The following is a 22,771-nucleotide window of genomic DNA, read 5'->3' on the forward strand; positions in this document are numbered from 1 at the left end:
CGAAAGCCGATGCCCGGCACCCTGGTGGGGGTGCCGGGCATCGGCGGTGGTGCCGCGGTGGGGACTACGCCGCGTGGACGATGTCCTTCTCCTCGGCGAAGTGGCAGGCCGACTCGTGGGCCGCCGGGGAGTCCGAGGCCTTGAAGCGCTCGGGGATCGCCAGCAGCGGGACCTCCTCGGCGCACTTGTCCTGAGCCTTCCAGCAGCGGGTGCGGAAGCGGCAGCCCGAGGGCGGGTTGGCCGGGGACGGCACGTCACCGGTGAGGATGATCCGCTCGCGGTGGTCGCGGGCGTCCGGGTCCGGCACCGGGACCGCCGACAGCAGCGCCTGCGTGTAGGGGTGCGTCGGGTGGTCGTAGATCTGCTCGTCCGTACCGATCTCGGCCATCTTGCCCAGGTACATCACGCCCACGCGGTCCGAGATGTGCCGGACGATCGACAGGTCGTGCGCGATGAAGATGTACGACAGGTTGAACTCGTCCTGCAGCCGCTCCATCAGGTTGATGACCTGCGCCTGCACCGACACGTCGAGCGCGGACACCGGCTCGTCGCAGATGATCACCTCGGGGTTGAGCGCGAGGCCGCGGGCGATGCCGATGCGCTGGCGCTGACCGCCGGAGAACTGGTGCGGGTAGCGGTTGATGTACTCGGGGTTGAGACCGACGACGTCCAGCAGCTCCTGCACCTTGCGGCGCCGGTCGCCCTTCGGGGCCACCTCGGGGTGGATGTCGAAGGGCTCGCCGATGATGTCACCGACCGTCATCCTCGGGTTGAGCGAGGTGTACGGGTCCTGGAACACCATCTGGATGTTGCGGCGGACCGCCTTCAGCGCGCGCCCGGACAGCTTGGTGATGTCCTGGCCCTTGTAGAAGATCTCGCCCGCGGTCGCCCGCTCCAGGTTCATCAGGAGCTTGGCCACCGTGGACTTGCCGCAGCCGGACTCGCCCACGATGCCCAGGGTCTCGCCCTGGTACAGGTCGAAGGAGACGCCGTCGACGGCCTTGACCGCGCCGACCTGCTTCTTGAACAGGATGCCCTGGGTGAGCGGGAAGTGCTTCACCAGGCCGCGCACCTGGAGGATCGGCTCGCCGCGCTGGACGGGCGCCTCGATGGCGTCGACCGCCTCCTCCTCGGTGCCCGCCTTGACGACGTCCACCTCGGAGACGTTCGGCGTGGCGTCCTGCTGCTCGCCGTTCTTGCTCAGCTCAGCCATGGATCGTCTCCTTCCAGAAGTGGCACGCCGAGGCGCGGCCCGGCAGCTCGCCGCCGTCGCGCTCGGTGACCGCCAGCAGCTCCGGGATCTCCGTACGGCAGATGTCCTGAGCCTTGGGGCAGCGCGGGTTGAAGGCGCAGCCGGTCGGTACGCGCAGCAGGTTGGGCGGCAGGCCCTTGATCGCGTACAGCTCCTGGCCCTTCTGGTCCAGGCGCGGGATCGAGTCCAGCAGACCCCGTGTGTACGGGTGCGCCGGGCGCTTGTACAGCTCGTGCACGGGCGCCTGCTCCACGATGCGGCCCGCGTACATCACCGCGATCTTGTCCGCGACGTCGGCGACGACGCCGAGGTCGTGGGTGATCAGGATCAGACCCATGTTGTACTCGCGCTGCAGCTCCGCGAGCAGGTCCATCACCTGGGCCTGGACCGTCACGTCGAGGGCCGTGGTCGGCTCGTCGGCGATGATCAGGTCCGGCTCCAGGGCCAGCGCCATGGCGATCATGATGCGCTGGCGCATACCGCCCGAGAACTGGTGCGGGTAGTCGCTGACGCGCGCCGCCGCGGCCGGGATCTTCACCCGGTCCATCAGCTCGATCGCCTTGGCCTTGGCGTCCTTCTTGGACAGGCCCTGGTGGACGCGGAACATCTCGCCGAGCTGGTAGCCGACGGTCAGCACCGGGTTCAGCGAGGACAGCGCGTCCTGGAAGATCATCGCGATCCGGCGGCCGCGGATCTTGCGGCGCTCCTCGGCGGACATGGTCAGCATGTCCTGCCCGCGGAAGCGGATCTCGCCCTGGGGGATCTTCGCCGGCGGCATGTCCAGGATGCCCATGATCGCCTGCGCGGTCACGGACTTGCCGGAGCCGGACTCGCCGAGCACGGCGAGCGTCTCACCGGCGCTCACGCTGTAGTTGACGCCGTTGACGGCCCGCACGACACCCTCGCGGGTGTGGAACTCGACGTGCAGGTCGCGCACGTCGAGCAGTGGCCCGCCGTCCGCCCCGCCGTCGCGGGGCGACGGCACGGGGGTGACTTCTTCGATGGTGGTCACGTACGCCTCCCTCAGCGCGTCTTCGGGTCGAGGGCGTTGCGGACGGCCTCACCGAGCATGATGAACGCCAGCACCGTGATGCTGAGCATGATCGACGGATAGAGCATGATCCACTGGGCCACGCGGATCGAGTTGCCGCCGTCGGAGATGTCGTTGCCCCACGAGGCGCCGTTCAGACCGAGGCCGAGGAACGACAGGGTGGCCTCGGCGCCGATGTAGACACCGAGCGAGATGGTGGCGACGACGATCACCGGCGCCACCGCGTTGGGCAGCACGTGGCGGAAGAGGATGCGGTTGGTCCCGGCGCCGAGCGCCTTGGCGGCCTGCACGTAGTCCGTGGACTTGACGGTGATGACCGCACCGCGCATGACACGGGCCGTCTGCGTCCAGCCGAGGAAGGCCAGCGCCAGGATGATGACCGGGATCGTCCGGTCGGTGAAGGCGTTCAGCAGCACCAGCGCGCCGAGCAGGAACGGGATGCCCATGAACATGTCGGTCACCCGGGACAGCACCGCGTCGATCCAGCCGCCGAAGTAACCGGCGACCATGCCGATCAGGCCGCCGAGCAGGGTCACCGCGAGGGTGGTCCCGCCGCCGACCAGCAGCGAGGCGCGGGCGCCGTAGATGGCGCGGACGTACACGCTGCGGCCCTGGGCGTCGTAGCCCAGCCAGTCGACCGAGAAGACCTTCCCGTACTGCGGGTGCGCCAGGTAGTGCCCGGCCAGGTCCTTGTTGTTCGGGTCGCCGCCGGTGAACAGGCCGGGCCAGGCGGCCATCAGCAGCAGCAGCAGGATGAGGAGCGCCGAGACGATGAACACCCAGTTGGTGCGCAGGTCCTGCCAGGCGTCGCCCCACAGGCTGCGGGTCTTCTCCGCCTTGGGCTGCGGCAGTTCGGCGCCCGCGGCGGCGGTCGCGGCGGCGCTGGGGGCTTCGTCAGCGGAAGTGGTCAGCTCAGGCATAACGGATCCTCGGGTCCAGAACCGCGTAGAGCAGGTCGACGATCAGGCTGCAGAAGAGGTACACGAGGACCAGGATGGTGACGAGGCCGACGAGTGTGGTGCCCTCTCGCCGCACGATCGAGTCGTAGATCGTGCCGCCCACGCCGTGGATGTTGAAGATGCCCTCCGTGACGATCGCGCCGCCCATCAGGGCACCGAGGTCGGTGCCGAGGAAGGTGACGACCGGGATGAGCGAGTTGCGCATCAGGTGCACACCGATCACCCGGCGCTTGGGCAGGCCCTTGGCGATGGCCGTGCGCATGTAGTCGGCGCGCAGGTTCTCGGCGACCGAGGTGCGGCTGAGCCGGGCCACGTAGGCGAGCGACGCGCTGGCCAGCACGATGGCGGGCAGGATGAACTGGTTGAGGTCGGTGTCGTCGGTGACGGACGGCTCCAGCCAGCCCAGGTTGATCGCGAAGACCGTCTGCAGGATGTAGCCGAGCACGAAGACCGGCACCGAGATCAGCAGCAGCGTCACGAAGAGGATGACGGTGTCGGCGGCCTTGCCCGCGCGCATGCCGGCGATGACGCCGAGCACGATGCCGACGACGGCCTCGATGGCGAAGGCGAGACCGGCGAGCCGCAGCGTCACCGGGAAGGCCTCACCGAGGATGTCGGTGACCGGGCGGCCACTGGCGATCTGGTCGCCGAAGTCGAAGTGCAGGATGATGCCCCGCATGTAGTCCCAGTACTGGACCAGGACCGGCTTGTCGAGGCCGTACTGGTGCCGCAGCGAGTTGATCACCTGCGGCGTGGTGGCCTTGTCCCCGAAGAGCCCGCGCACGGGGTCGCCGGGCAGAGCGTAGACCATCAGGAAGATCAGCAGTGTTGTCCCGATGAAGACCGGGATCATCTGGAGCAGTCGTCGTGCGACATAGCGCCCCATGGTGCCTCCATGTCAGTCACAGCGGCAGGCCCTTTTCGCCCCGTACGAGCGGCTTCCCGAAGAATTCCGTACGTACGAGGCGAAAAGGGCCCCCCGGCCGTTCGTCGGCCGCTGCCGCGCCGCACCCCGCTGAAGGGTGCGGCACGGCTCACGCTGTTCGTCAGCGGTTACTTCTTGACCTGAACGCCGGTCAGGATCGGGTCACCGTCCTGGGCGTACTTGACGCCCGAGACCTTCTCCGAGTAGCCCGCGTTGACCTTGTAGTACCAGAGCGGGATGCTCGGCATGTAGTTCGGCAGTTCCTTCTCGACCTGCTGGTAGAGCTTCTCCGACTCGTCCAGCGTCTTGGCCGCGTCCGCCTTGGCGATGAGGTCGTCGACCTCCTTGCTGTCGAACCCACCCTGGTTGCCGTCGGCCTTGGAGCCGAACAGGTCGCGGATGAAGTTCGAGATGAAGGGGTAGTCGAGCACCCAGCCGGAGCGGTAGAGCGACTTGACCTGCTTGTTGTCACGGGCGTTGGTGTCGGCCTGGAAGTCGGCCTTCGAGTCGCCCGTGCACGCCACGCCGGTGGCCTTGGTGATGGAGCCGCAGACGGCCTCCACCCACTCCTTGTGACCGCCGTCCGCGTTGTACTGGATGGAGATCTTGTTGCCCGGGACGCCGCCACCCTCCTGGATGAGCTGCTTGGCCTTGGCCGGGTCGTACTTGGTGATGTCACCGGCGGCGTTCGGCTGGTAGCCCAGGACGCCCTTGGCGACCCAGCCGGTGGCCGGCTCACGGGTGCCCTGCAGGACGGTCTTGGTGATGGTGTCGCGGTCGATCGCCATCGACAGGCCCTGGAGGACCTTCGGGTTGACCTTCTTCCACTGCGGGGAGTAGAAGGCCACGGCGATGGTCTGGATGGCCGAGTAGGACTCGTCCACGGCGCGGTCGCCGAGGTCCTGCTTGTAGACCGGCAGGTCACGCGGGGCGACCTGGCGCATCACGTCGAGGTTGCCGGACTTGAGGTCCTGGTACGCCGTCTCGAGCTTGGCGTAGTTCTTGAAGAGCACACCACCGTTCTTGGCGGCGTTCGGGCCCTTGTAGTCGTCGTACTTGGCGACCTCGATCGACTGCTTGTGCTTCCAGCTGACGAACTTGTAGGGACCGTTGCCGACCGGGTGCTCGCCCGCGGCGGTCGGGTCCTTGTAGAAGGACTCCGGCAGCGGGTCGAAGACCTCGTAGCCGAGCTTGTAGACGAAGTACGGGATCGGCTTCGCCAGGGTGATGGTGAAGGTGTTGTCGTCGACCACCTTCAGGCCGGACATCTTGTCCGACTTCGGCTTGCCGCTGGCCGGGGCGACGTCCTGGTAGCCCTGGATGTCGGCGAACCAGGCGCTGTTGGTCTGCTTGTTGGCCGGGTTGGCGGCCCAGTTCCACGCCTTGACGTAGGACGTGGAGGTGACCGGGGTGCCGTCGTGGAACTTCCAGCCCGGCTTCAGCTTGACCGTGAAGGTCTTGTTGTCCTTGGTGTCGACCGACTGGGCGTTGACCATGACGATCTTGCCGCTGGAGTCGTAGTCGACGAGCCCGGAGAAGAGCGACTTGATGACGATGCTGCCGTTGGACTCCATGGTGTTCGCCGGCTGCAGCGGGTGCTGCGGCTCGCCCACCTCGACGGAGAACTTTCCGTTGGGGTCGACCGCGGCCTTGCTGTCGCTGCCCTTGCCACCGCCGCCACCGCAGGCCGTCGCGCCCAGCGCCACAACCGCGGCTATCGCAACCCACTTGGCGCTCTTGGCACCACGCATGGGGCTCCTCCTCATGAGTCCATTGGTTCACCGCATGGAGGGGCACTTGACGCATCACCGTTACCGGTGCCTGAAATGCTCAGGTGCCCCCTGGCTCGTGAGTCGGCGCCGCCAGCAGCGCGTGACCCGTTGATCCGAGCTCTACGCGCCTAACTATCTGCCATCCGAACCGTACCGAACCACACCTTCCAGGTCTCGGTTCGATCACACCTGCCGTGTACTTCTTCCAAAATCCGGACAAAGGGTTTGGTGAAAGATCCCTGCGAAACGGACTTGTTACACAACTATCGGGCGTGACTGTCCGAATAGCGGACAGGAGGGTCGGAAAACCCGTTGCGCCGGAGGGCGGCGCGGGCATACCTGGAGGGCGGTCCGGGACCGGTGCGGGGAACAGACCGGCACGAGGACCCGACAAGCCGTAGATTCCGGTCACTCTAACAATGGCGCGAACCGTACAGGTGTCACCGAGCGTGCTGATGCCCGGATGTAGGGAAAACCCTGTACGGACCTGACACCGCGGCACCCGGGGAAACGCACGGGCCCGCCCGGCGTACTGCCGGGCGGGCCCTGGTGCGCTGTGCGTCCCGCGGCCTTCAGGGGCCGGCCGGGACTCAGCCGTGCTTGGCCCTGCTGGCCGCGCGGGCGCGCTCGCGGGCGTCCAGGTTCACCTTGCGGATGCGGACCGCCTCCGGGGTCACCTCGACGCACTCGTCGTCGCGGCAGAACTCCAGGGACTGCTCCAGGGAGAGCTTGCGCGGCGGGACGATCGACTCGGTCACGTCGGCCGTCGAGGACCGCATGTTGGTGAGCTTCTTCTCCTTGGTGATGTTGACGTCCATGTCGTCGGCGCGGGAGTTCTCGCCGACGATCATGCCCTCGTACACCTCGGTGCCCGGCTCCACGAAGAGCACGCCGCGCTCCTGCAGGTTGGTCATCGCGAAGGCGGTGACGGCGCCGGCGCGGTCGGCGACCAGCGAACCGTTGTTACGGGTCGTCAGCGTGCCGAACCAGGGCTCGAAGCCCTCGTGGATGGAGTGGCCGATGCCGGTGCCGCGGGTCTGGGTCAGGAACTCGGTGCGGAAGCCGATCAGGCCGCGGGAGGGGACCACGAACTCCATGCGGACCCAGCCCGAACCGTGGTTGGACATGTTGTCCATGCGGCCCTTGCGCACGCCCATGAGCTGCGTGACCGCGCCCATGTGCTCCTCGGGCACGTCGACCGTCATGCGCTCGACCGGCTCGTAGGTCTTGCCGTCGACCTCCTTGGTGACGACCTGCGGCTTGCCCACGGTCAGCTCGTAGCCCTCGCGGCGCATGGTCTCCACCAGGATGGCGAGAGCCAGCTCACCACGGCCCTGGACCTCCCAGGCGTCCGGGCGGTCGGTGTCCAGCACGCGCAGCGAGACGTTGCCGATCAGCTCGCGGTCGAGGCGGTCCTTGACCTGGCGGGCGGTGACCTTGCGGTCCTTGACGGCCGCCTTCGCGTCGGCGCCCTTGCCGGTGCCGCCGCGGCCGACCAGCGGGGAGGTGTTGGTGCCGATGGTCATGGAGATCGCGGGCTCGTCGACCGTGATCAGCGGCAACGGGACCGGGTTCTCCGGGTCGGCGAGCGTCTCGCCGATCATGATGTCCGGGATGCCCGCGACGGCGCAGATGTCACCGGGGCCGGCCTTCTCGGCGGGCTTGCGGGTGAGCGCCTCGGTCATCATCAGCTCGGAGATCCGCACGTTCTGCACGGAGCCGTCGCGCTTGATCCACGCGACCGTCTGGCCCTTGCGCAGCTCGCCCTGCTCCACGCGCAGCAGCGCGATACGGCCGAGGAAGTTGTCCGCGTCCAGGTTGGTGACGTGGGCCTGCAGCGGCAGGTCCTCGTCGTAGGTCGGCGCCGGGATGTGCTCCAGGATGGTGGAGAAGAACGGCTCCAGGCTGTCGGAGTCGGCCGGGACCGTGCCGTTGTCCGGCTTGGTCAGCGAGGCGACGCCGTCACGGCCGCAGGCGTAGACGATCGGGAACTCGATCTGCTCCTCGTCGGCGTCCAGGTCGAGGAAGAGGTCGTACGTCTCGTTGACGACCTCGTCGATCCGGGAGTCCGGGCGGTCCGTCTTGTTGATGCAGAGGATGACGGGCAGACGCTGCTGGAGCGCCTTGCGCAGCACGAAGCGGGTCTGCGGCAGCGGGCCCTCGGAGGCGTCGACCAGCAGCACGACACCGTCGACCATCGACAGGCCGCGCTCGACCTCGCCGCCGAAGTCGGCGTGGCCGGGGGTGTCGATGATGTTGATCGTGATGGGGTCCCCGCCGTCCTTGGGGTGGTACTTCACCGCCGTGTTCTTGGCGAGGATCGTGATGCCCTTCTCACGCTCCAGGTCGTTCGAGTCCATCATGCGGTCGTCGACGGAGTCGAGCTGGTGGGCGGCGAAGGCACCGGCCTGCTTCAGCATGCCGTCGACGATGGTCGTCTTGCCGTGGTCGACGTGAGCGACGATGGCTACGTTTCGAATGTCGTGGCGCGTGGCCATATTGAGGCGTACTCCCGGAGTGTGCGGACGGCTGCGCGTACGTCCTCGGTACGCGCGCCCTGCCGGGCTGAACACGCCACGGCCTCACCCCATGGTACGGGTGCGCCGCGGTGGGGGCCTGCGGGGCCGTTCGGCCCCGGCCACGGACCCGGTTGCGGCCCTGGTCCCGGCCCCCGTCCGGGCCCCGGCCACGGCCCGCGTCCGGGCCCGTTCGAGCCCCGGCGGCGGCGCCGGGCTACGACGACGCGCTCGCCGTGGCCCCGGCGGCGCCCTTGCGCAGGAATCCCATGTCCTCGTAGACCGGCGTCTGGAAGCCGAAGGCGCCCACGTTGGCCAGGGTGCCGCGGACCGCGACGAGCTGGGGCCGCTGGTAGAGGGGGATGGACCCGGCGCTCGCCCAGATCCGCGCGTCGGCCTTGCGGACCAGGTCGCGCTGCTCGCCCTCGTCCAGGGTGGCGAGGGCCTCGGCGAAGAGCTGGTCGACCTGGTCGGTGCCGACGCGGGTGTAGTTCTGCTGGACGTTCAGCGAGCCGTCGGCCGCCGGGACGGGCTTGGCGTAGACCGGGCGGGCGTCGGTGGCCGGGTAGGCGGTGGCCGGCCAGGAGTACAGGGCGAGGTCGTACTGGCCGGCCGCGATGTGGTCGCGGAAGTAGCTGTCGTCGGGGACCTTGGTGACGTCGGTGGCGATGCCGACCTTCTCCAGCATGGCCGTGATCCGGTCGGCGACCTTGCGCAGCGTCTCGGAGCCGGGCCCGGACGGCAGCACGAAGCGGAGGGTGAGCGGCTTGCCGTCCTTGGCCAGCGGCCCGGCGACGGCACCGGCCGGCGCGGCGGTGCCCCGGGGGGCGTACGCGCCCGGCGCGCCGCCCTGGGTCAGCTGTTCGCGGGCGTAGTGCCTGCCGTCCTGGGCGAGCTGCCGGGAACCGCCGCCGTCCCCGGCGTGGTCCTTGGCGCTCTCCTGGTCGCCGCCGCCGTCGGACCCCCGGTGACCACCGTCCGCATGGCCCTTGCCGTCCCCGTTGGCCTCGATGTCGTCGTTCACGCCGACGATGTAGGTGCCGTCGCCGTCGCCCGAGCCGTCCGGCGACCCGCTCGCGCCCCGGTGGCCCTCGGCGCCGGCCGCCTTGTCGCCCTTCTTGCGCTCCTTGCCCTGGCCCGGCACCCAGCCGGCGTCGGCGAGCAGCGCCTTGGCCTGGGCGGTGTCCTGGCCGCCGAGCGCGTCGCTGTTGTCGGCGTAGTCGGCCTGGCCGGACAGGGCGAGGTGGCTGCCGACGGGGGTGGCGGGCAGGCCGAGCGGCTTGAGGACGATCTCGGCGAGTTCCTTGCGGTCCAGGGCGTGCGCCACCGCGTGCCGGACGCGTTCGTCGGCGAGCGGGCCGCCCGCCCCGTTCAGGGCGAGCTGGGTGAAGGCGGGCTCCAGCGACTTGCGCACCCGCACGCCGCGCAGCGCGTCCTGCTGTCTCAGGTAGGTGGTGAGCGTGCCGCGGCCCTTCTCCACGGCGCGGCGCTCGCGGCCGGCGGCCTTCTCGTCGGAGCCGTGCACGAGCGCCCAGGAGCGCAGGGCCTTGGCCGCGGTGCGCCCGCCGCCGCCGAGGAAGGGGGAGCTGCCGTGGGCGCCGTCGGCGAGGGTGATCCGGTCGGCGTCGGCGGGGTCGATGTCGGCCACGTCCACGGTGCCGTCGGCGAGCGCCGCGGCCCGCTTGTCGCGCGCCACCGCGTGCAGCACGATCTCGTTCAGCTTGGCCGGGTGGCCCCACCAGCGCGGATTGCGGGCGAGGACGACGTCCTTCTCCTTGGTGTCGATCTTCCGCACGGTGAACGGGCCGGCGCTGACCTTGAGCTTCTTGCGCGCGCCGTCGTTGAAGTCGTTCGCGGTGCCGGTGACGTCCTTGGGGTAGAGCGGCGAGAACAGCGACTTCCAGTCCGCGTAGGGGCGGGCGAAGGTGACGCGGACCTCCAGGTCGTTGGCGCCGCGCTCGACCTTCTCGATGCGGTCGTAGCCGGCGTTGCGCGCGGTCCAGTACGCGGAGTCCTTGCCGGACAGGGCGCGCCACTGGGCGGCGAAGTCGGCGGCGCCGATCTGGCGGCCGTCGCTCCAGACGGCCTGCTGGCTGAGCCGGTAGACGACGACCTGCTTGGGCTCGGTCTCCACCACCCGGGCGGAGTCGAGGTAGTCGGCGTCGCGCTGCGGGCGGCCGGCGGCGTCGATGCGGAACATGGCGGGCAGGACGGCCTGGGCGATCCGGGTGGTGCCCGCGTCCGCGTCCGCCTGGAAGGTGTTCAGCGTCTCCGGCATCGCGTCCACGGCCCAGCGCAGGGTGCCTCCGTCGGCGACCTGGGCGCGGGCCGCGGGGGCGATGTCCTGTCCGGCCAGGGGCTTGCTGCCCTCGTCGTCGGAGCCGCAGCCGGCCAGCAGGGGCACCGCGAGGGCGCCTGCGGCCAGGTAGGCGGCCGAGCGCATGACCGCGCGGGGCCCGACACCGTCGTACGACATCTGTGCTACCTCCGGGGAGCCGCTTCCCGCCGGTGGGCACGGGTGGCGGCACAGGTGGGGAGGCGGGCGGAACATATGTGGGGCTGTCTTGGTCTGCGTACTACTTGTTCACGTTTGGCGGTATTTTGGAGCTGATCAGATCTATGGCCCCACTGAAGAGGAAAGGGTTCGTCTGCCGGAGGCGACACGGCGGCGGGGGCCCGGAAGGTCACCCGTGCGGAGCAATGCGCCCCGGCGCACACAGAGCGCGTACGAGCGTGCGCGGGAAAGCCGCGATCCGCCGATCGCTGCACGTCCCTTCCCACCGGCAGGTGTGACGCGCGACACTCGCAGGCGCATGAACGTCGCCGTCCAGGGCCTCAGCGGCCCGTGGAAGTGAGGTCACGTCATGTCCGTGTCCGACGACCTGACGTCCGTACAGCACACCCTCGACGACCTTTTGCGGTCGGTGGCCCGGCTGGAGCACCAGCTCGGCGGCACGCTGGAGATACGCCGCGTGCGCACCGACGCCGACCACCTGCGCGAGAGCGTCGCCCTGCTGCGCGAGGCCACCCGGAGCCCCGCCGCGGCCCAGCGGCCCGCCCTCGTCACCATCTCCGACACGCCCTACGACATCTCCCTGTGGACGGACTCGGACGACGAGGGACTCGGCGCCCGCGACCGCCACGCCCCCTGACCCGACCGGAGTCCTTACGTGGCCACTGGTACGGAACCTCCCGGCACGGCCCCCCGTCCCGCGCGCGGCGGCGTCCGGTCCCCGGCGCGCGCCGCGATCGCCGCCGGGCACCTGCGGACCGACCGCTGGTGGCTGGCACCGGCGGTCACCGCCGCGGGCCTGCTGGCCTTCGTCGCGTACTCGACCTGGCGGGCCTTCGCGAACGCCGACTACTACGCGGCCCCCTACGTCTCGCCGTTCTACTCGCCGTGCCTGGCGGAGAACTGCCGGACCATGCGCATGGGCCCCAACGCCGACGTCTTCGGCAGCTGGTGGGCCCTCTCCCCGGCGATCATCATCCTGATCTTCCCGCTGGGCTTCCGCCTGACCTGCTACTACTACCGCAAGGCGTACTACCGCAGCTTCTGGGCCTCCCCGCCCGCCTGCGCGGTCGCCGAACCGCACGGCCGGTACTCGGGCGAGAGCCGCTTCCCGCTGATCCTGCAGAACCTCCACCGGTACTTCTTCTACGCCGCGCTGCTCGTCGCCGGCGTACTGACCTACGACACGGTGCTGGCCTTCCGCGACACCCACTACCGCTGGGGCCACATGGGCCTGGGCACCCTGGTTTTCCTGGTGAACATCGGGCTGATCTGGGCGTACACGCTCTCCTGCCACTCCTGCCGGCACATCGTCGGCGGCAAGCTCAAGCACTTCTCGAAGCATCCGGTGCGCTACCGGGCCTGGCGTGCGGTCGGCCGGCTCAACGCCCGCCACATGCAGCTGGCCTGGGCGTCGCTGATCAGCGTCGCGCTCGCCGACTTCTACGTCTATCTCGTCGCGTCCGGGGTGTTCGACGATCCGCGCTTCTTCTAGCGCCCCACCAGTTCGTCCAGTGATCTACGAGTGAGGACTGATGTCCGTGGTCGACCGGCAGGAGTGGGACGTCGTCGTGGTGGGCGCGGGCGGCGCCGGACTGCGCGCCGCCATCGAGGCCCGCGAGCGCGGGGCGCGCACGGCGGTGATCTGCAAGTCGCTGTTCGGCAAGGCGCACACGGTGATGGCCGAGGGCGGCATCGCGGCGGCCATGGGCAACGCGAACCCGCACGACAACTGGCAGGTCCACTTCCGCGACACGCTGCGCGGCGGGAAGTTCCTCAACCAGTGGCGGATGGCCGAGCTGCACGCCCGGGAGGCACCCGAGCGGGTGTGGGAGCTGGAGACCTGGGGCGCGCTGTTCGACCGGACGAAGGACGGGAAGATCTCGCAGCGCAACTTCGGCGGTCACGAGTACCCCCGCCTCGCCCACGTCGGCGACCGCACCGGCCTCGAACTGATCCGCACCCTCCAGCAGAAGATCGTCTCCCTCCAGCAGGAGGACCACCGGGAGACCGGGGACTACGAGGCGCGGCTGAAGGTCTTCCAGGAGTGCACGGTCACCCGCGTGCTGAAGGACGGCGGGCGGGTGGGCGGCGTCTTCGCCTACGCACGCGAGAGCGGCCGTTTCTTCGTGCTGGAGGCGCCCGCGGTGGTGATCGCCACCGGCGGCATCGGCAAGTCCTTCAAGGTCACCTCGAACTCCTGGGAGTACACCGGCGACGGGCACGCGCTCGCACTGCTGGCCGGGGCGCCGCTGGTCAACATGGAGTTCGTCCAGTTCCACCCCACCGGCATGATCTGGCCGCCGTCGGTGAAGGGCATCCTCGTCACCGAGTCGGTGCGCGGCGACGGCGGGGTGCTGCGCAACTCCGAGGGCAGGCGGTTCATGTTCGACTACGTCCCCGACGTCTTCAAGGAGAAGTACGCCGAGACCGAGGACGAGGCCGACCGCTGGTACGACGACCCCGACCACAACCGCCGCCCGCCCGAACTGCTGCCCCGCGACGAGGTGGCCCGCGCGATCAACTCCGAGGTCAAGGAGGGCCGCGGCTCCCCGCACGGCGGGGTGTTCCTGGACGTCTCCACCCGTATGCCGGCCGAGGTCGTCCGCCGCCGGCTGCCCTCGATGTACCACCAGTTCAAGGAACTCGCCGACGTGGACATCACCGCCGAGGCGATGGAGGTCGGGCCGACCTGCCACTACGTGATGGGCGGCGTCGCGGTCGACTCCGACACGGCGGCCGCCCGCGGGGTGCTGGGCCTGTTCGCGGCCGGGGAGGTGGCCGGCGGCATGCACGGCTCCAACCGGCTCGGCGGCAACTCCCTCTCCGACCTGCTGGTCTTCGGCCGCCGGGCCGGCCGGCACGCCGCCGAGTACGCCCAGGGCCTGGCCCACGACCGCCCGCCCGTGCCGGACACCCAGGTGGACGCGGCGGCGGCGGAGGCGCTGCGCCCGTTCTCGGCGGAGGCCGGGAGCACGGCGGACGGACCGCCGGAGAACCCGTACACCCTCCACCAGGAACTCCAGCAGACCATGAACGACCTGGTCGGCATCATCCGCCGGGAGGCCGAGATGGAGCAGGCGCTGCACAAGCTGGCGGAGCTGCGCGTCCGCGCGCGCCGGGCCGGGGTCGAGGGCCACCGGCAGTTCAATCCGGGCTGGCACCTGGCCCTGGACCTGCGGAACATGCTGCTGGTCAGCGAGTGCGTGGCCCGGGCGGCGCTGGAACGCACCGAGTCGCGCGGCGGACACACCCGCGAGGACCACCCGTCGATGGACCGCGCCTGGCGGCGGACCAACCTGCTGTGCCGGCTCAGCGACCCCACCGGCGGCCTGGCGGCCACCGACCCGGTGCGCGGCCAGATCACGCTGACCCGCGAGACCACCGCCCCCATCCGCCCCGACCTGCTCGCCCTGTTCGAGAAGGAAGAGCTGGTCAAGTACCTCACCGAAGAGGAGCTGTCGCGATGAGCGGCTACGAGGCCCGCTTCAGGGTGTGGCGGGGCGACGTGAGCGGGGGCGGCCTGAAGGACTTCACGGTCGAGGTCAACGACGGGGAGGTGGTGCTCGACATCATCCACCGCATCCAGGCCACCCAGGCGCCCGACCTCGCCGTGCGCTGGAACTGCAAGGCGGGCAAGTGCGGTTCGTGCTCGGCGGAGATCAACGGGCGGCCGCGCCTGATGTGCATGACCCGCATGTCGGTCTTCACCCGGGAGGAGACGGTCACCGTCACACCGCTGCGCGCCTTCCCGGTCATCCGCGACCTGGTCACGGACGTCGGCTTCAACTACGCCAAGGCCCGCGAGGTCCCCGCCTTCGTCCCGCCGGCCGGTCTGGGGCCCGGCGAGTACCGCATGACGCAGGAGGACGTGGACCGGTCGCAGGAGTTCCGCAAGTGCATCGAGTGCTTCCTGTGCCAGGACGTGTGCCACGTCGTACGCGACCACGAGGACAACAAGCCGGCGTACGCCGGGCCGCGCTTCCTGATGCGGATCGCCGAGCTGGACATGCACCCCCTGGACGCGGCGGACCAGGCGGGCCTGGACCGCAAGCGCACGGCCCAGGACGACCACGGCCTCGGCTACTGCAACATCACCAAGTGCTGCACGGAGGTGTGCCCGGAGGGCATCCGCATCACCGACAACGCCCTGATCCCCCTGAAGGAACGCGCGGCGGACCGCAAGTACGACCCGCTGGTCTGGCTGGGCTCGAAGATCAGGCGGCGCTCGCCGTGAGGGTGACGGTGTCGGCGCGCGCCGGGACGACGGCGGCGCGCAGGCGGCGGTGAGGGCGGCGGGTCACACCCAGTCGTTCCGGTACGCGCTCCAGTCCGCCTCCGTCGCGGCGAAGTCGACGTACAGCGCGACGCCGAAGCGCACGCGGTCCGGGTCCGTACGGGACAGGCCGAGGCGGACGCCCCGGACGGCGGCGGGCACCGTCTCGGCGTGCGCCCAGTGGCCGAACCGGTTCTCGTGGTAGAAGGGCAGGCCCATCAGCAGGTCGGTGGTGGGCGGGGTGACCTCCAGGGCGAGGGACGTCTGCTGGGCGACGTAACCGCCGTACAGGCTCTGCGACGGCTGCATGGTGTCGTACGACATCACGGCGATCTGGTCGACCCGGCGCGCGACCTCCCCGAAGTACGCCTGCGACCACCACTTGGGGTGGTTGGTCAGGGTGCCCCAGAGGGAGTGGAAGGCGGGGAGCGGGTCGATCTGGTGCGCGGCGACCGACAGGAGGGCGCCGTGCGCGCGGGTGACGGCGCGCAGGTCGTCCAGGAGGCCGAGGTAGTCCCGGTCACCGGAGTGCAGCGGCTCCAGGTCGAAGTGGGCGCCCTCGAACCCGGCGGCCAGGACCGCGCGGGCGGAGGCGACCACGGCGGCGCGTGTCCGGGCCCGCTCCAGGCGCAGCCCGTCCGGGCTCTCGGTGGCCAGCACGTCCCCCAGCCAGGCCTGCACCCGCACCCCGGGCAGCGCCCGGTGCACGGCCGCCACCAGCCATCCGGCGTCGCGGTACGCCGACGCGGGCAGGGTGCCGTCGTGCTCCAGCGGACCCGCGTGCACGTACAGGTCCCGGATCCCCGTCCCGCGCAGCCGCGCGGCGAGCGAGGCGACATCGGCGTCCTTCTTCCGCCCGTCCACCCAGGCGTGCCCGAGCCAGATCGCGTCCTGGCCCCTGGTCCGCGTCCCGTCGGCCGGTTCGCCGGTGTAGTTGACCCGCAGGGCGGTCTCGGCGGCGAGGAGGGGCAGGACCAGCAGGAGGACGAGGAGGGGGATCAGGCGACGGGGGCGGAGGAGACGGCGGGCGCCGGACGGGCGGCGGGCTCGGGTGCCGGGGAGGCGGCCGGGAGGGGACGTGGGCGCTCGGTCCGCGCCGGCGTCCCGGGCGTCCTCGGCGGCGTCGGCCCGCCGGCGTCGCTCGGCCGCGACGCCCGTGATCTCGGTGGCCTGGGTGGCATGGGTGGCCTCCCTGACCTGGGCCTCGGTGGCTTGGGTGGCCCCGCTGGCCTCGGTGGCCTTCCCGGCCTGGTTGGCCTGGTCGGCCTTCCCCGCCTCGTTGGCCTGGGTCTCCTCGGCCTGGGTCTCCTCGGCCTGGGTCTCCTCGGCCTGGGTCTCCTTGGCCTCGGTCTCCTTGGCCTCGGTCTCCTTGGCCCGGGGCTGCTCGGCGTGAAGCGTCTTGCCGCTCTCGGCCTCCTCGCCGCTTGCGCCGTCTTCGCTTCTGCCGTCTTCGCTTCCGCTGTTCTGCATGCCGCTGTCCCGGCCCCTCACCTGTCGTCGCGTCGCATCCGCCCCACCAGTGCCGCAGTCCCGGTCGCGGGCCCGCGCCGGCGGTCATACGCTCCGAGACGTGACGTCCTCCCTGCCCCGCGCGGTCCGGCCGCGCCGCGCCCGTCCGCCCTGGTGCGTGCGGGCGGCGCGGGCCGCGCTGGGCGGCACGGCGGGGATCGCCTGGCTGGCGCTTCCGGTGATGACGATCAACAGCGGTACGGCGGTTGCAGCGGGAGCGCTCCCCCGCGCCGGCCCGGTCGCCGTCGGTACCGTCGCACCCCCGCAGGACGAGACGTCGGGCGCCGACCTCGTCCTGCCGCTCGTCGCGGTGGGCGCGGCGGCGGTGGGCGCGGGGTACGGGTACGTGCGGCGCACCCGGCGGGCGAGGACACGGACGACACCGGGCGGCGGGGACGGGGGCGCGTCCCCGCCGCCGACGGGGGCGCTCTCCGGTGACGGGCTCGCTGACCTCGACGAACTCGACGCACGGGCCCGGCGGTCGCTGGTCCTGGCCGACGACTGCGTACGCACCAGCCGGGAGGAACTGGGCTTCGCCGAGGCGGGCTGCGGCGGCGCGGACCTGGCGCCCTTCACCGGGGCGGTCCGTGAGGCGGAGCGGGAACTGTCGGTGGCTTTCGCACTGCGCCTGCGCTACGACGCGGGCGACCCGGCCGACCCGGCCGCCCGGCGGCAGGTGCCGGCCGCGGTGATCGGCCGCTGCGAGGAGGCCGGACGTCTGCTGGACGCGGCGGCGGACGCCTTCGACGACGTGCGCGGCCTGGACCGGGGAGTCGGCCGGGCGGTGGAGGTGGCGGAGACCCGTTTCCGGGCGCTGGCGGCCCGGACGCCGGCGGCGGAGGCCGTCGTGGCCGATCTCCTGCGGCGCTACGCCCCGTCGGCGTCGGACCAGGTGACGGGGGGCACGGAACAGGCCAAGGACCGCCTGATGTTCGCGACGGTCCACCTCAACCAGGCGCGTCAGCAGGCGGACCGGGGCGAGAGCGGTCGCGCCGCGGCCCATCTGCGGGCGGCCGAGGGCGCGGTGGCGCAGGCGGCCGTCTTCCTCGACGGCATCGAACGCCTCGCCGCCGAGCTGGACGAGGCCGCGTCGCTGGTGCCGGCCGCGCTGAGCGGGGCGGAGGCGGAGCGGGCGGGGACGCAGGGCCGGCTCACGGCCGTGCCGGCCGGTGAGATCCGCTCCCGCGTCCTGCACGCGGACGCCGTCCTGGCCTCCGTACGGCAGGAGTTGACCTCAGGCCGGCGCCACGACCCGCTCGACGTCCTGCGCCGGATCGTCACGGCAACGGCGCCCCTGGACGCGGGGCGCACGGGAGTGCTCTCCGCCGCGGCCCTGCTCACCGCCCGCAGCGCGACCGGGGCGGCGGCCGACTTCGTCACGACGCACCGGGGTGTGGTGGGCGCCGGGGCCCGCACGCTGCTGGCCGGGGCGGAACGCCTCCTCGCCTCGGACGACCCCGCCGGACACCTGCGCGCCGACGCCCTGGCCCGCGAGGCCCGAGACCGTGCGGAACAGGACGTCCGCATGCACGGAAACCCGTACACGGAGGCGGACGCCGACACCCCCGGCACGGCCGCCGCCGTCCTGGGCGGCGTCCTCCTCCACCCCTCCCCCACGGCCCCGGCCCCGCACTTCGGCGGCCCCGGCACGAGGACGCGCCGGGTCGCGTCGCGTCCCTGACACCCCGTCGAATGGGCGACGAAGGCACTTCCTGACCACCGTCGTCACGGGCCGCGGGAGGGTGCTCCCCAGGCGATCGGCTTCCTGCGGAACACCGTCCTCCTCACGCCCGCGGATCCGCCGCGTCACGGATCCGCGGACCGCGCGGCTCGGGTCCCGTGAGCGGCCCCGTTCCGCGCCGTTCGCGGTCGGCGCCCTCGGCGTCAGAACAGGCTCAGCAGTGCCTCCGCCGGGTCCGTGAGGGGGGTGTCGCCGTCGGGGAGGGGCAGTTCGAACCAGACCGTCTTGCCGCGGGGGGTGCGGCGGGAGCCCCAGGCGGCGCTGAGGAGGCCGACCAGCTGGAGGCCACGGCCGCCCTCGTCGGTGTCGCGGGCGCGGCGGCGGCGGGGCTGGACCAGGCCGGCGTCCCAGACCTCGCAGACCAGGGTGCGGTCCAGCAGCAGGCGGAGCCTGATCTCGCCCTCCCCGTACCTGAGCGCGTTGGTGACCAGCTCGCTGACCAGGAGTTCGGTGGTGTCGACCAGCGGTTCCAGGTCCCAGGCGAGGAGCTGGCTGCGGGCGTACTCGCGGGCGCGGCCGACGCTGCGCGGCTCGCGCGGCAGCGTCCAGTCGCCGACGGACTCGGCGGGCAGGCCCTGCACGCGGGCCATGAGCAGGGCGATGTCGTCCTCGCCGTGGTGGCTGCCGAGGGTGTTGAGGACGTGGTCGCAGACGTCCTCCAGGGGGAGGTTCGGGGCGGTGAGCGCGCCGACGAAGGCCTGGAGCCCCTCGTCCAGCGGATGGTCGCGGGACTCGACCAGGCCGTCGGTGTACAGCGCCAGCAGGGCACCCTCGGGGAGTTCGACCGTCACCTCCTCGAACGGCTCGCCGCCCACACCGAGCGGCAGGCCGGGCGGGACGTCCAGCATCAGCGCCTGTTCGCCCGGCTCGACCAGGACGGGCGGCAGGTGGCCCGCGTTGGCGAACGTGCAGCGGCGGGTGACGGAGTCGTAGACGGCGTAGACGCAGGTGGCGAGGTAGACCTCCGACAGGTCCGCCTCCCGCGGCCTGCGGGCGGCGCGGGTGGCCTGCTGGACGCCGCCGGGCGCGCCGAGGCCGCGGGCGATCTCGTCGAGCTGGGAGAGGACCTCCGCCGGTTCCAGGTCGAGCAGGGCCAGCGTGCGTACGGCGGTGCGCAGTTCGCCCATGGCGACGGCCGCGCGCAGTCCGCGGCCCATCACGTCGCCGACGACCAGCGCGGTGCGGTGGCCGGGGAGTTCGATGACGTCGAACCAGTCGCCGCCGACCTCGCTGGGCCGGCCGGTGGCCGCGTTGCCGGGCAGGTAGCGGCAGGCGATGTCCAGGCCGGAGGCCTCCGGGTCGCCCGGCGGCAGCAGGGAGCGCTGGAGTATCAGCGCGCGTTCGTGCTCGCGCCGGTAGAGGCGGGCGTTGTCGATGCAGACGGCGGCACGCGCGGCGAGTTCGACGGCGAGGTCGCGGTCGCGGTCGCCGAACGGTTCGCTGCCCTTGGTCCGCGAGAACTGCGCCAGTCCCACCACGGTGTCGTGGGCGACCATCGGCACGGCCAGCGTGGAGTGCACCAGGCCGCCGTCCTCGCCGGGCACGAGCTGCGGGCGGGCGGTGCGCAGGGCGTCCGCGCAGCGGGAGTTGAAGGCGTAGTGGTGGACAGCGCCCAGTTCGACGGGGGCTCCGGTGGCCGACAGCGGGGCGCCGGAGACCGCGCTGGCGAACGCCACCCGGCGCAGTTCGGCGCTGCCGTCGGCGAGGCCGGGCGGGGTCTCGTCACCGGCGAGCAGGCCCTGGTAGAGGTCGACGGTGGCCAGGTCGCAGAAGCCGGGGACGACGACGTCGAGGAGTTCGCGGGCGGTGGTCTCCAGGTCGAGTGAGTTGCCGATGCGGGCGCCGGCCTCGTTGAGGAGGGCGAGGTTGCGCCGTGCGGCGGCGGCTTCGCGGGCGGCGGCCCGGCGGGCGGTGATGTCGGTGCCGAGCCAGGCGATGCCGATGGGGCGACCGCTGCCGCTGTGCACGCGGTAGAGGTTGATGGACCAGTGACGGCGTTCGTCGGAGCCCGGGACGAACCCGGTGACGTGCATGTCCGTGATGGACTCGCCGTCCTCCAGGACCCGGCGCAGCGTGGCCGAGACCCGGTCCGCCTCGGCGCGGGGCAGATAGTCGTACAGACCCTTGCCGCGGTGGTCGTCGGGGGTGCCGCCGAAGATGGAGGCGAAGCGCTGGTTGGCGCGGCGGATGCGCAGGTCGGGATCGAGCAGCAGGAACCCGAACGGGGACTGGCCGAAAATCGCCTGCGAGGCGGCGAGGTCGGTCTCGATGCTGCGCAGGGTGCGGACGTCGACGACGATGCAGACGGCGGCCTTGTCGCCCTCGGCGGTGCGGGTGGGCATGACGTACACCTCGGCGAGACCGCGGGTGACGCCGCCCGCACGGCCCCGCCCGGCCGTACCGCGCGAACCGTCGGGGTCCGTGCCGCCGCCTCCCGCGCGCGGCCGTCCGCCCTCGTCCTGCGGGGTGTCCAGGCGGAACGGGACGACGCCGGTCCACTCCCGTCCGTCGAGGATCTCGGCCATCTTGCGCTGGCCCTGCTCGCGCAGGTCGGAGTCGATGAACGCCTCGATGGGGTCCATGCCGACGGCGCGCTCGGCGGGAATGCCGAACAACTGCTCGGCCCGCCGGCTCCACTGGTCGACGTGCCCGTCCGGTCCGATGGAGAAGGAGGCGACCTTGATGTAGTCGTAGATGGAGCCGGGCGGACTGCTCTGCCACATCGCGTCCACGGGAGGCGCCCCCTCGACCCCAGCGGGTCCCGCGGCGGCCGCGCCACCCGCGGACCCCGTCCTCGCGCCGTCCGACGGGTCCTCGGACTCCGCGGCCTTCGCTGGTATCTCGCTCACGCGAACCGTCCCCTCCAGCTCACCGCGTCCGGTACCGGTCACCGGGGGCGGCTGCCCGCAGTATCCAGCACTACGGCGCCCCGCAACACGGTGTTCACGATCACAGGACCATCCCGATGCCTTCTGGTCCGGCCCGGTTCGTCCTGTGACAACACAACCTGTCTTCTAACCAGGCGACACCCCGTCGAACCCCACTGCGGACAACCGCCGTGAACGAGTGTCCCCGGCGAGCGCGGCGGACGGCCTCCCGCACCCTTCTCGTCACCCTTCGTCACGGCCGGACGCGGCCGGTCCGGCTCCTCCCGCCCGGGGAGCCGTCGCACGGGGAAGCGCCGGACGCGGAGCCGTCACAGGCAGAGCCGGCGGACGGGGAGCCGGCGGACGGGGAGCCGGCGGAACCACCGGAGGCCCGCGCTCCGCCGTCGCGGGCGGGTACGGCCAGTTCGAACCAGACGGTCTTGCCGGTCTCGTCCGGCCGGGTGCCCCAGCGGCGCGAGGAGGCGGCGACCAGTTGCAGGCCGCGCCCGCTCTCGTCGTCGGGACGGGCGGGGCGTTCGCGGGGCGGGTCGGGGAGCGGGTCGGAGACCTCCACCAGCAGCACGCGCGGCAGCCCCGCCGGGCGCACCAGGCGCAGGCCGATCGGGCCGTGGGCGTGCCGCAGCGAATTGGTGACCAGCTCGCTCACCAGCAGGACCGCGGTGTCACCGACGCTGTCCAGCTCCCAACTGCGCAACTGGCCGCGGACCGCGGAGCGGGCGGTGCGCACCGCGCCGGGCTCCGCGGAGAACGTCCACTCCGCGCAGTCGCCTTCGGTGTCGATCACGCCGGTCACTTCCCGGGTCAGCGAACCCCCCATATCCGGTTTCATGGGGTTAAGGGGCCCATACCCGATATGCCGCTCCCAGTACCGCCCTTCCGCCGACGGTACCCGGGCGGCTGCCCGGCGGAAGGCCTACACGTGCCGCATCCCGGCGAGACGGCGGTGGTCAGGTCCGCGGGGCGGCTTCGAGGTGGGTGAGGGCGGCGCGTACGGCGGGCACGTCCTGGTCCAGCCACGGGACGGTCCAGACCTCGGCCGGGGCCAGCCAGCGGAGTTCGTCGTGGTCCTCGAGGGGCTCGGGGGCGGCGGAGCCGGGGCGCAGACGGGCCGTCCACACCCGCAGTTCGTACGGGGGCCTCAGCGGCCAGGCGCCGGGGACCGGTGCGACGGTCTCGGCGTCCACGCCCAGTTCCTCCCGCAGCTCGCGCACGAGGGCCGCCTCCGGCAGCTCACCGGGCTCGACCTTGCCGCCGGGCAGTTCCCAGCGCCCGGCCAGCTCGGGGGGCGCGCTGCGGCGCGCGGCGAGCAGACGGCCGCCGTCGAGCAGGGCGGCCCCGACCACCACGATCCGTTCGGTCATGGCCCGGAG

At 71.7% G+C, this 22,771-nt stretch carries 15 protein-coding genes and 1 pseudogene; 5 read left to right on the forward strand and 11 right to left on the reverse strand.

The genetic code is table 11. From position 1 onward, the window contains the following. Positions 1-64: 64 nt before the first annotated feature. From ABZ719_RS17560 to ABZ719_RS17590, 7 genes are all read right to left on the reverse strand, one after another. The gene (locus tag ABZ719_RS17560; protein WP_366726059.1) at positions 65-1,213 is read right to left on the reverse strand and encodes a dipeptide ABC transporter ATP-binding protein; all 1,149 of its coding nucleotides are present in this window, start codon (positions 1,211-1,213) and stop codon (positions 65-67) included. Continuing rightward, positions 1,206-2,264 (reverse strand): ABC transporter ATP-binding protein, encoded by a 1,059-nt coding sequence (locus tag ABZ719_RS17565; RefSeq protein WP_366726060.1) that lies wholly within the window; start codon positions 2,262-2,264, stop codon positions 1,206-1,208. The genes ABZ719_RS17560 and ABZ719_RS17565 overlap by 8 nt, the downstream gene beginning before the upstream one ends. A gap of 11 nt (positions 2,265-2,275) precedes the next feature. Then, the gene (locus tag ABZ719_RS17570; RefSeq protein ID WP_366726061.1) at positions 2,276-3,223 is read right to left on the reverse strand and encodes an ABC transporter permease; all 948 of its coding nucleotides are present in this window, start codon (positions 3,221-3,223) and stop codon (positions 2,276-2,278) included. Continuing rightward, a complete protein-coding gene (locus tag ABZ719_RS17575; RefSeq protein ID WP_037852178.1) occupies positions 3,216-4,148 on the reverse strand; it encodes an ABC transporter permease in 933 nt (310 codons plus the stop codon). Before ABZ719_RS17575 ends, ABZ719_RS17570 begins: the two co-directional genes overlap by 8 nt. Before the next feature lie 167 nt (positions 4,149-4,315). Then, positions 4,316-5,938 (reverse strand): ABC transporter substrate-binding protein, encoded by a 1,623-nt coding sequence (locus tag ABZ719_RS17580; RefSeq protein ID WP_366726062.1) that lies wholly within the window; start codon positions 5,936-5,938, stop codon positions 4,316-4,318. 611 nt (positions 5,939-6,549) lie between these two features. Next, a complete protein-coding gene (gene typA, locus ABZ719_RS17585; RefSeq protein WP_366726063.1) occupies positions 6,550-8,457 on the reverse strand; it encodes a translational GTPase TypA in 1,908 nt (635 codons plus the stop codon). A gap of 235 nt (positions 8,458-8,692) precedes the next feature. Continuing rightward, positions 8,693-10,951: an ABC transporter family substrate-binding protein gene (locus ABZ719_RS17590; protein ID WP_366726064.1), complete on the reverse strand. Its 2,259-nt coding sequence runs from the start codon at positions 10,949-10,951 to the stop codon at positions 8,693-8,695. A gap of 388 nt (positions 10,952-11,339) precedes the next feature. Here ABZ719_RS17590 and ABZ719_RS17595 point away from each other — a divergent pair, with 388 nt between their 5' ends. The 4 genes from ABZ719_RS17595 to ABZ719_RS17610 are packed head-to-tail and all read left to right on the forward strand — an operon-like array spanning position 11,340 to position 15,224. Next, the gene (locus ABZ719_RS17595) at positions 11,340-11,627 is read left to right on the forward strand and encodes a hypothetical protein (protein WP_037852185.1); all 288 of its coding nucleotides are present in this window, start codon (positions 11,340-11,342) and stop codon (positions 11,625-11,627) included. A gap of 18 nt (positions 11,628-11,645) precedes the next feature. Next, complete coding sequence (locus ABZ719_RS17600) at positions 11,646-12,482, forward strand: hypothetical protein (protein WP_366726065.1); 837 nt, start codon at positions 11,646-11,648, stop codon at positions 12,480-12,482. A gap of 40 nt (positions 12,483-12,522) precedes the next feature. After that, positions 12,523-14,457: a fumarate reductase/succinate dehydrogenase flavoprotein subunit gene (locus ABZ719_RS17605; protein ID WP_366726066.1), complete on the forward strand. Its 1,935-nt coding sequence runs from the start codon at positions 12,523-12,525 to the stop codon at positions 14,455-14,457. Continuing rightward, the gene (locus tag ABZ719_RS17610) at positions 14,454-15,224 is read left to right on the forward strand and encodes a succinate dehydrogenase/fumarate reductase iron-sulfur subunit (RefSeq protein WP_366726067.1); all 771 of its coding nucleotides are present in this window, start codon (positions 14,454-14,456) and stop codon (positions 15,222-15,224) included. The genes ABZ719_RS17605 and ABZ719_RS17610 overlap by 4 nt, the downstream gene beginning before the upstream one ends. A gap of 63 nt (positions 15,225-15,287) precedes the next feature. Here ABZ719_RS17610 and ABZ719_RS17615 read toward each other — a convergent pair whose 3' ends face one another. After that, the gene (locus ABZ719_RS17615) at positions 15,288-16,733 is read right to left on the reverse strand and encodes a hypothetical protein (protein ID WP_366726068.1); all 1,446 of its coding nucleotides are present in this window, start codon (positions 16,731-16,733) and stop codon (positions 15,288-15,290) included. A gap of 100 nt (positions 16,734-16,833) precedes the next feature. Here ABZ719_RS17615 and ABZ719_RS17620 point away from each other — a divergent pair, with 100 nt between their 5' ends. Further along, complete coding sequence (locus ABZ719_RS17620) at positions 16,834-18,453, forward strand: hypothetical protein (RefSeq protein ID WP_366726069.1); 1,620 nt, start codon at positions 16,834-16,836, stop codon at positions 18,451-18,453. A gap of 203 nt (positions 18,454-18,656) precedes the next feature. On the opposite strand, the gene ABZ719_RS17625 is transcribed toward ABZ719_RS17620, so the two are convergent. From ABZ719_RS17625 to ABZ719_RS17635, 3 genes and pseudogenes are all read right to left on the reverse strand, one after another. Then, the gene (locus ABZ719_RS17625) at positions 18,657-21,362 is read right to left on the reverse strand and encodes a SpoIIE family protein phosphatase (RefSeq protein ID WP_366726070.1); all 2,706 of its coding nucleotides are present in this window, start codon (positions 21,360-21,362) and stop codon (positions 18,657-18,659) included. A 430-nt stretch (positions 21,363-21,792) separates the two neighbouring features. Beyond that, positions 21,793-22,230 (reverse strand): annotated as a pseudogene (locus ABZ719_RS17630) (ATP-binding protein); the annotation flags it as partial. 118 nt (positions 22,231-22,348) lie between these two features. Then, positions 22,349-22,762, reverse strand: coding sequence for a (deoxy)nucleoside triphosphate pyrophosphohydrolase (locus ABZ719_RS17635; RefSeq protein ID WP_366726071.1), 414 nt, complete (start codon positions 22,760-22,762; stop codon positions 22,349-22,351). Positions 22,763-22,771 lie beyond the last annotated feature (9 nt).

This window comes from Streptomyces sp. NPDC006743 (genome assembly GCF_040703815.1).
Lineage (GTDB): Bacteria > Actinomycetota > Actinomycetes > Streptomycetales > Streptomycetaceae > Streptomyces.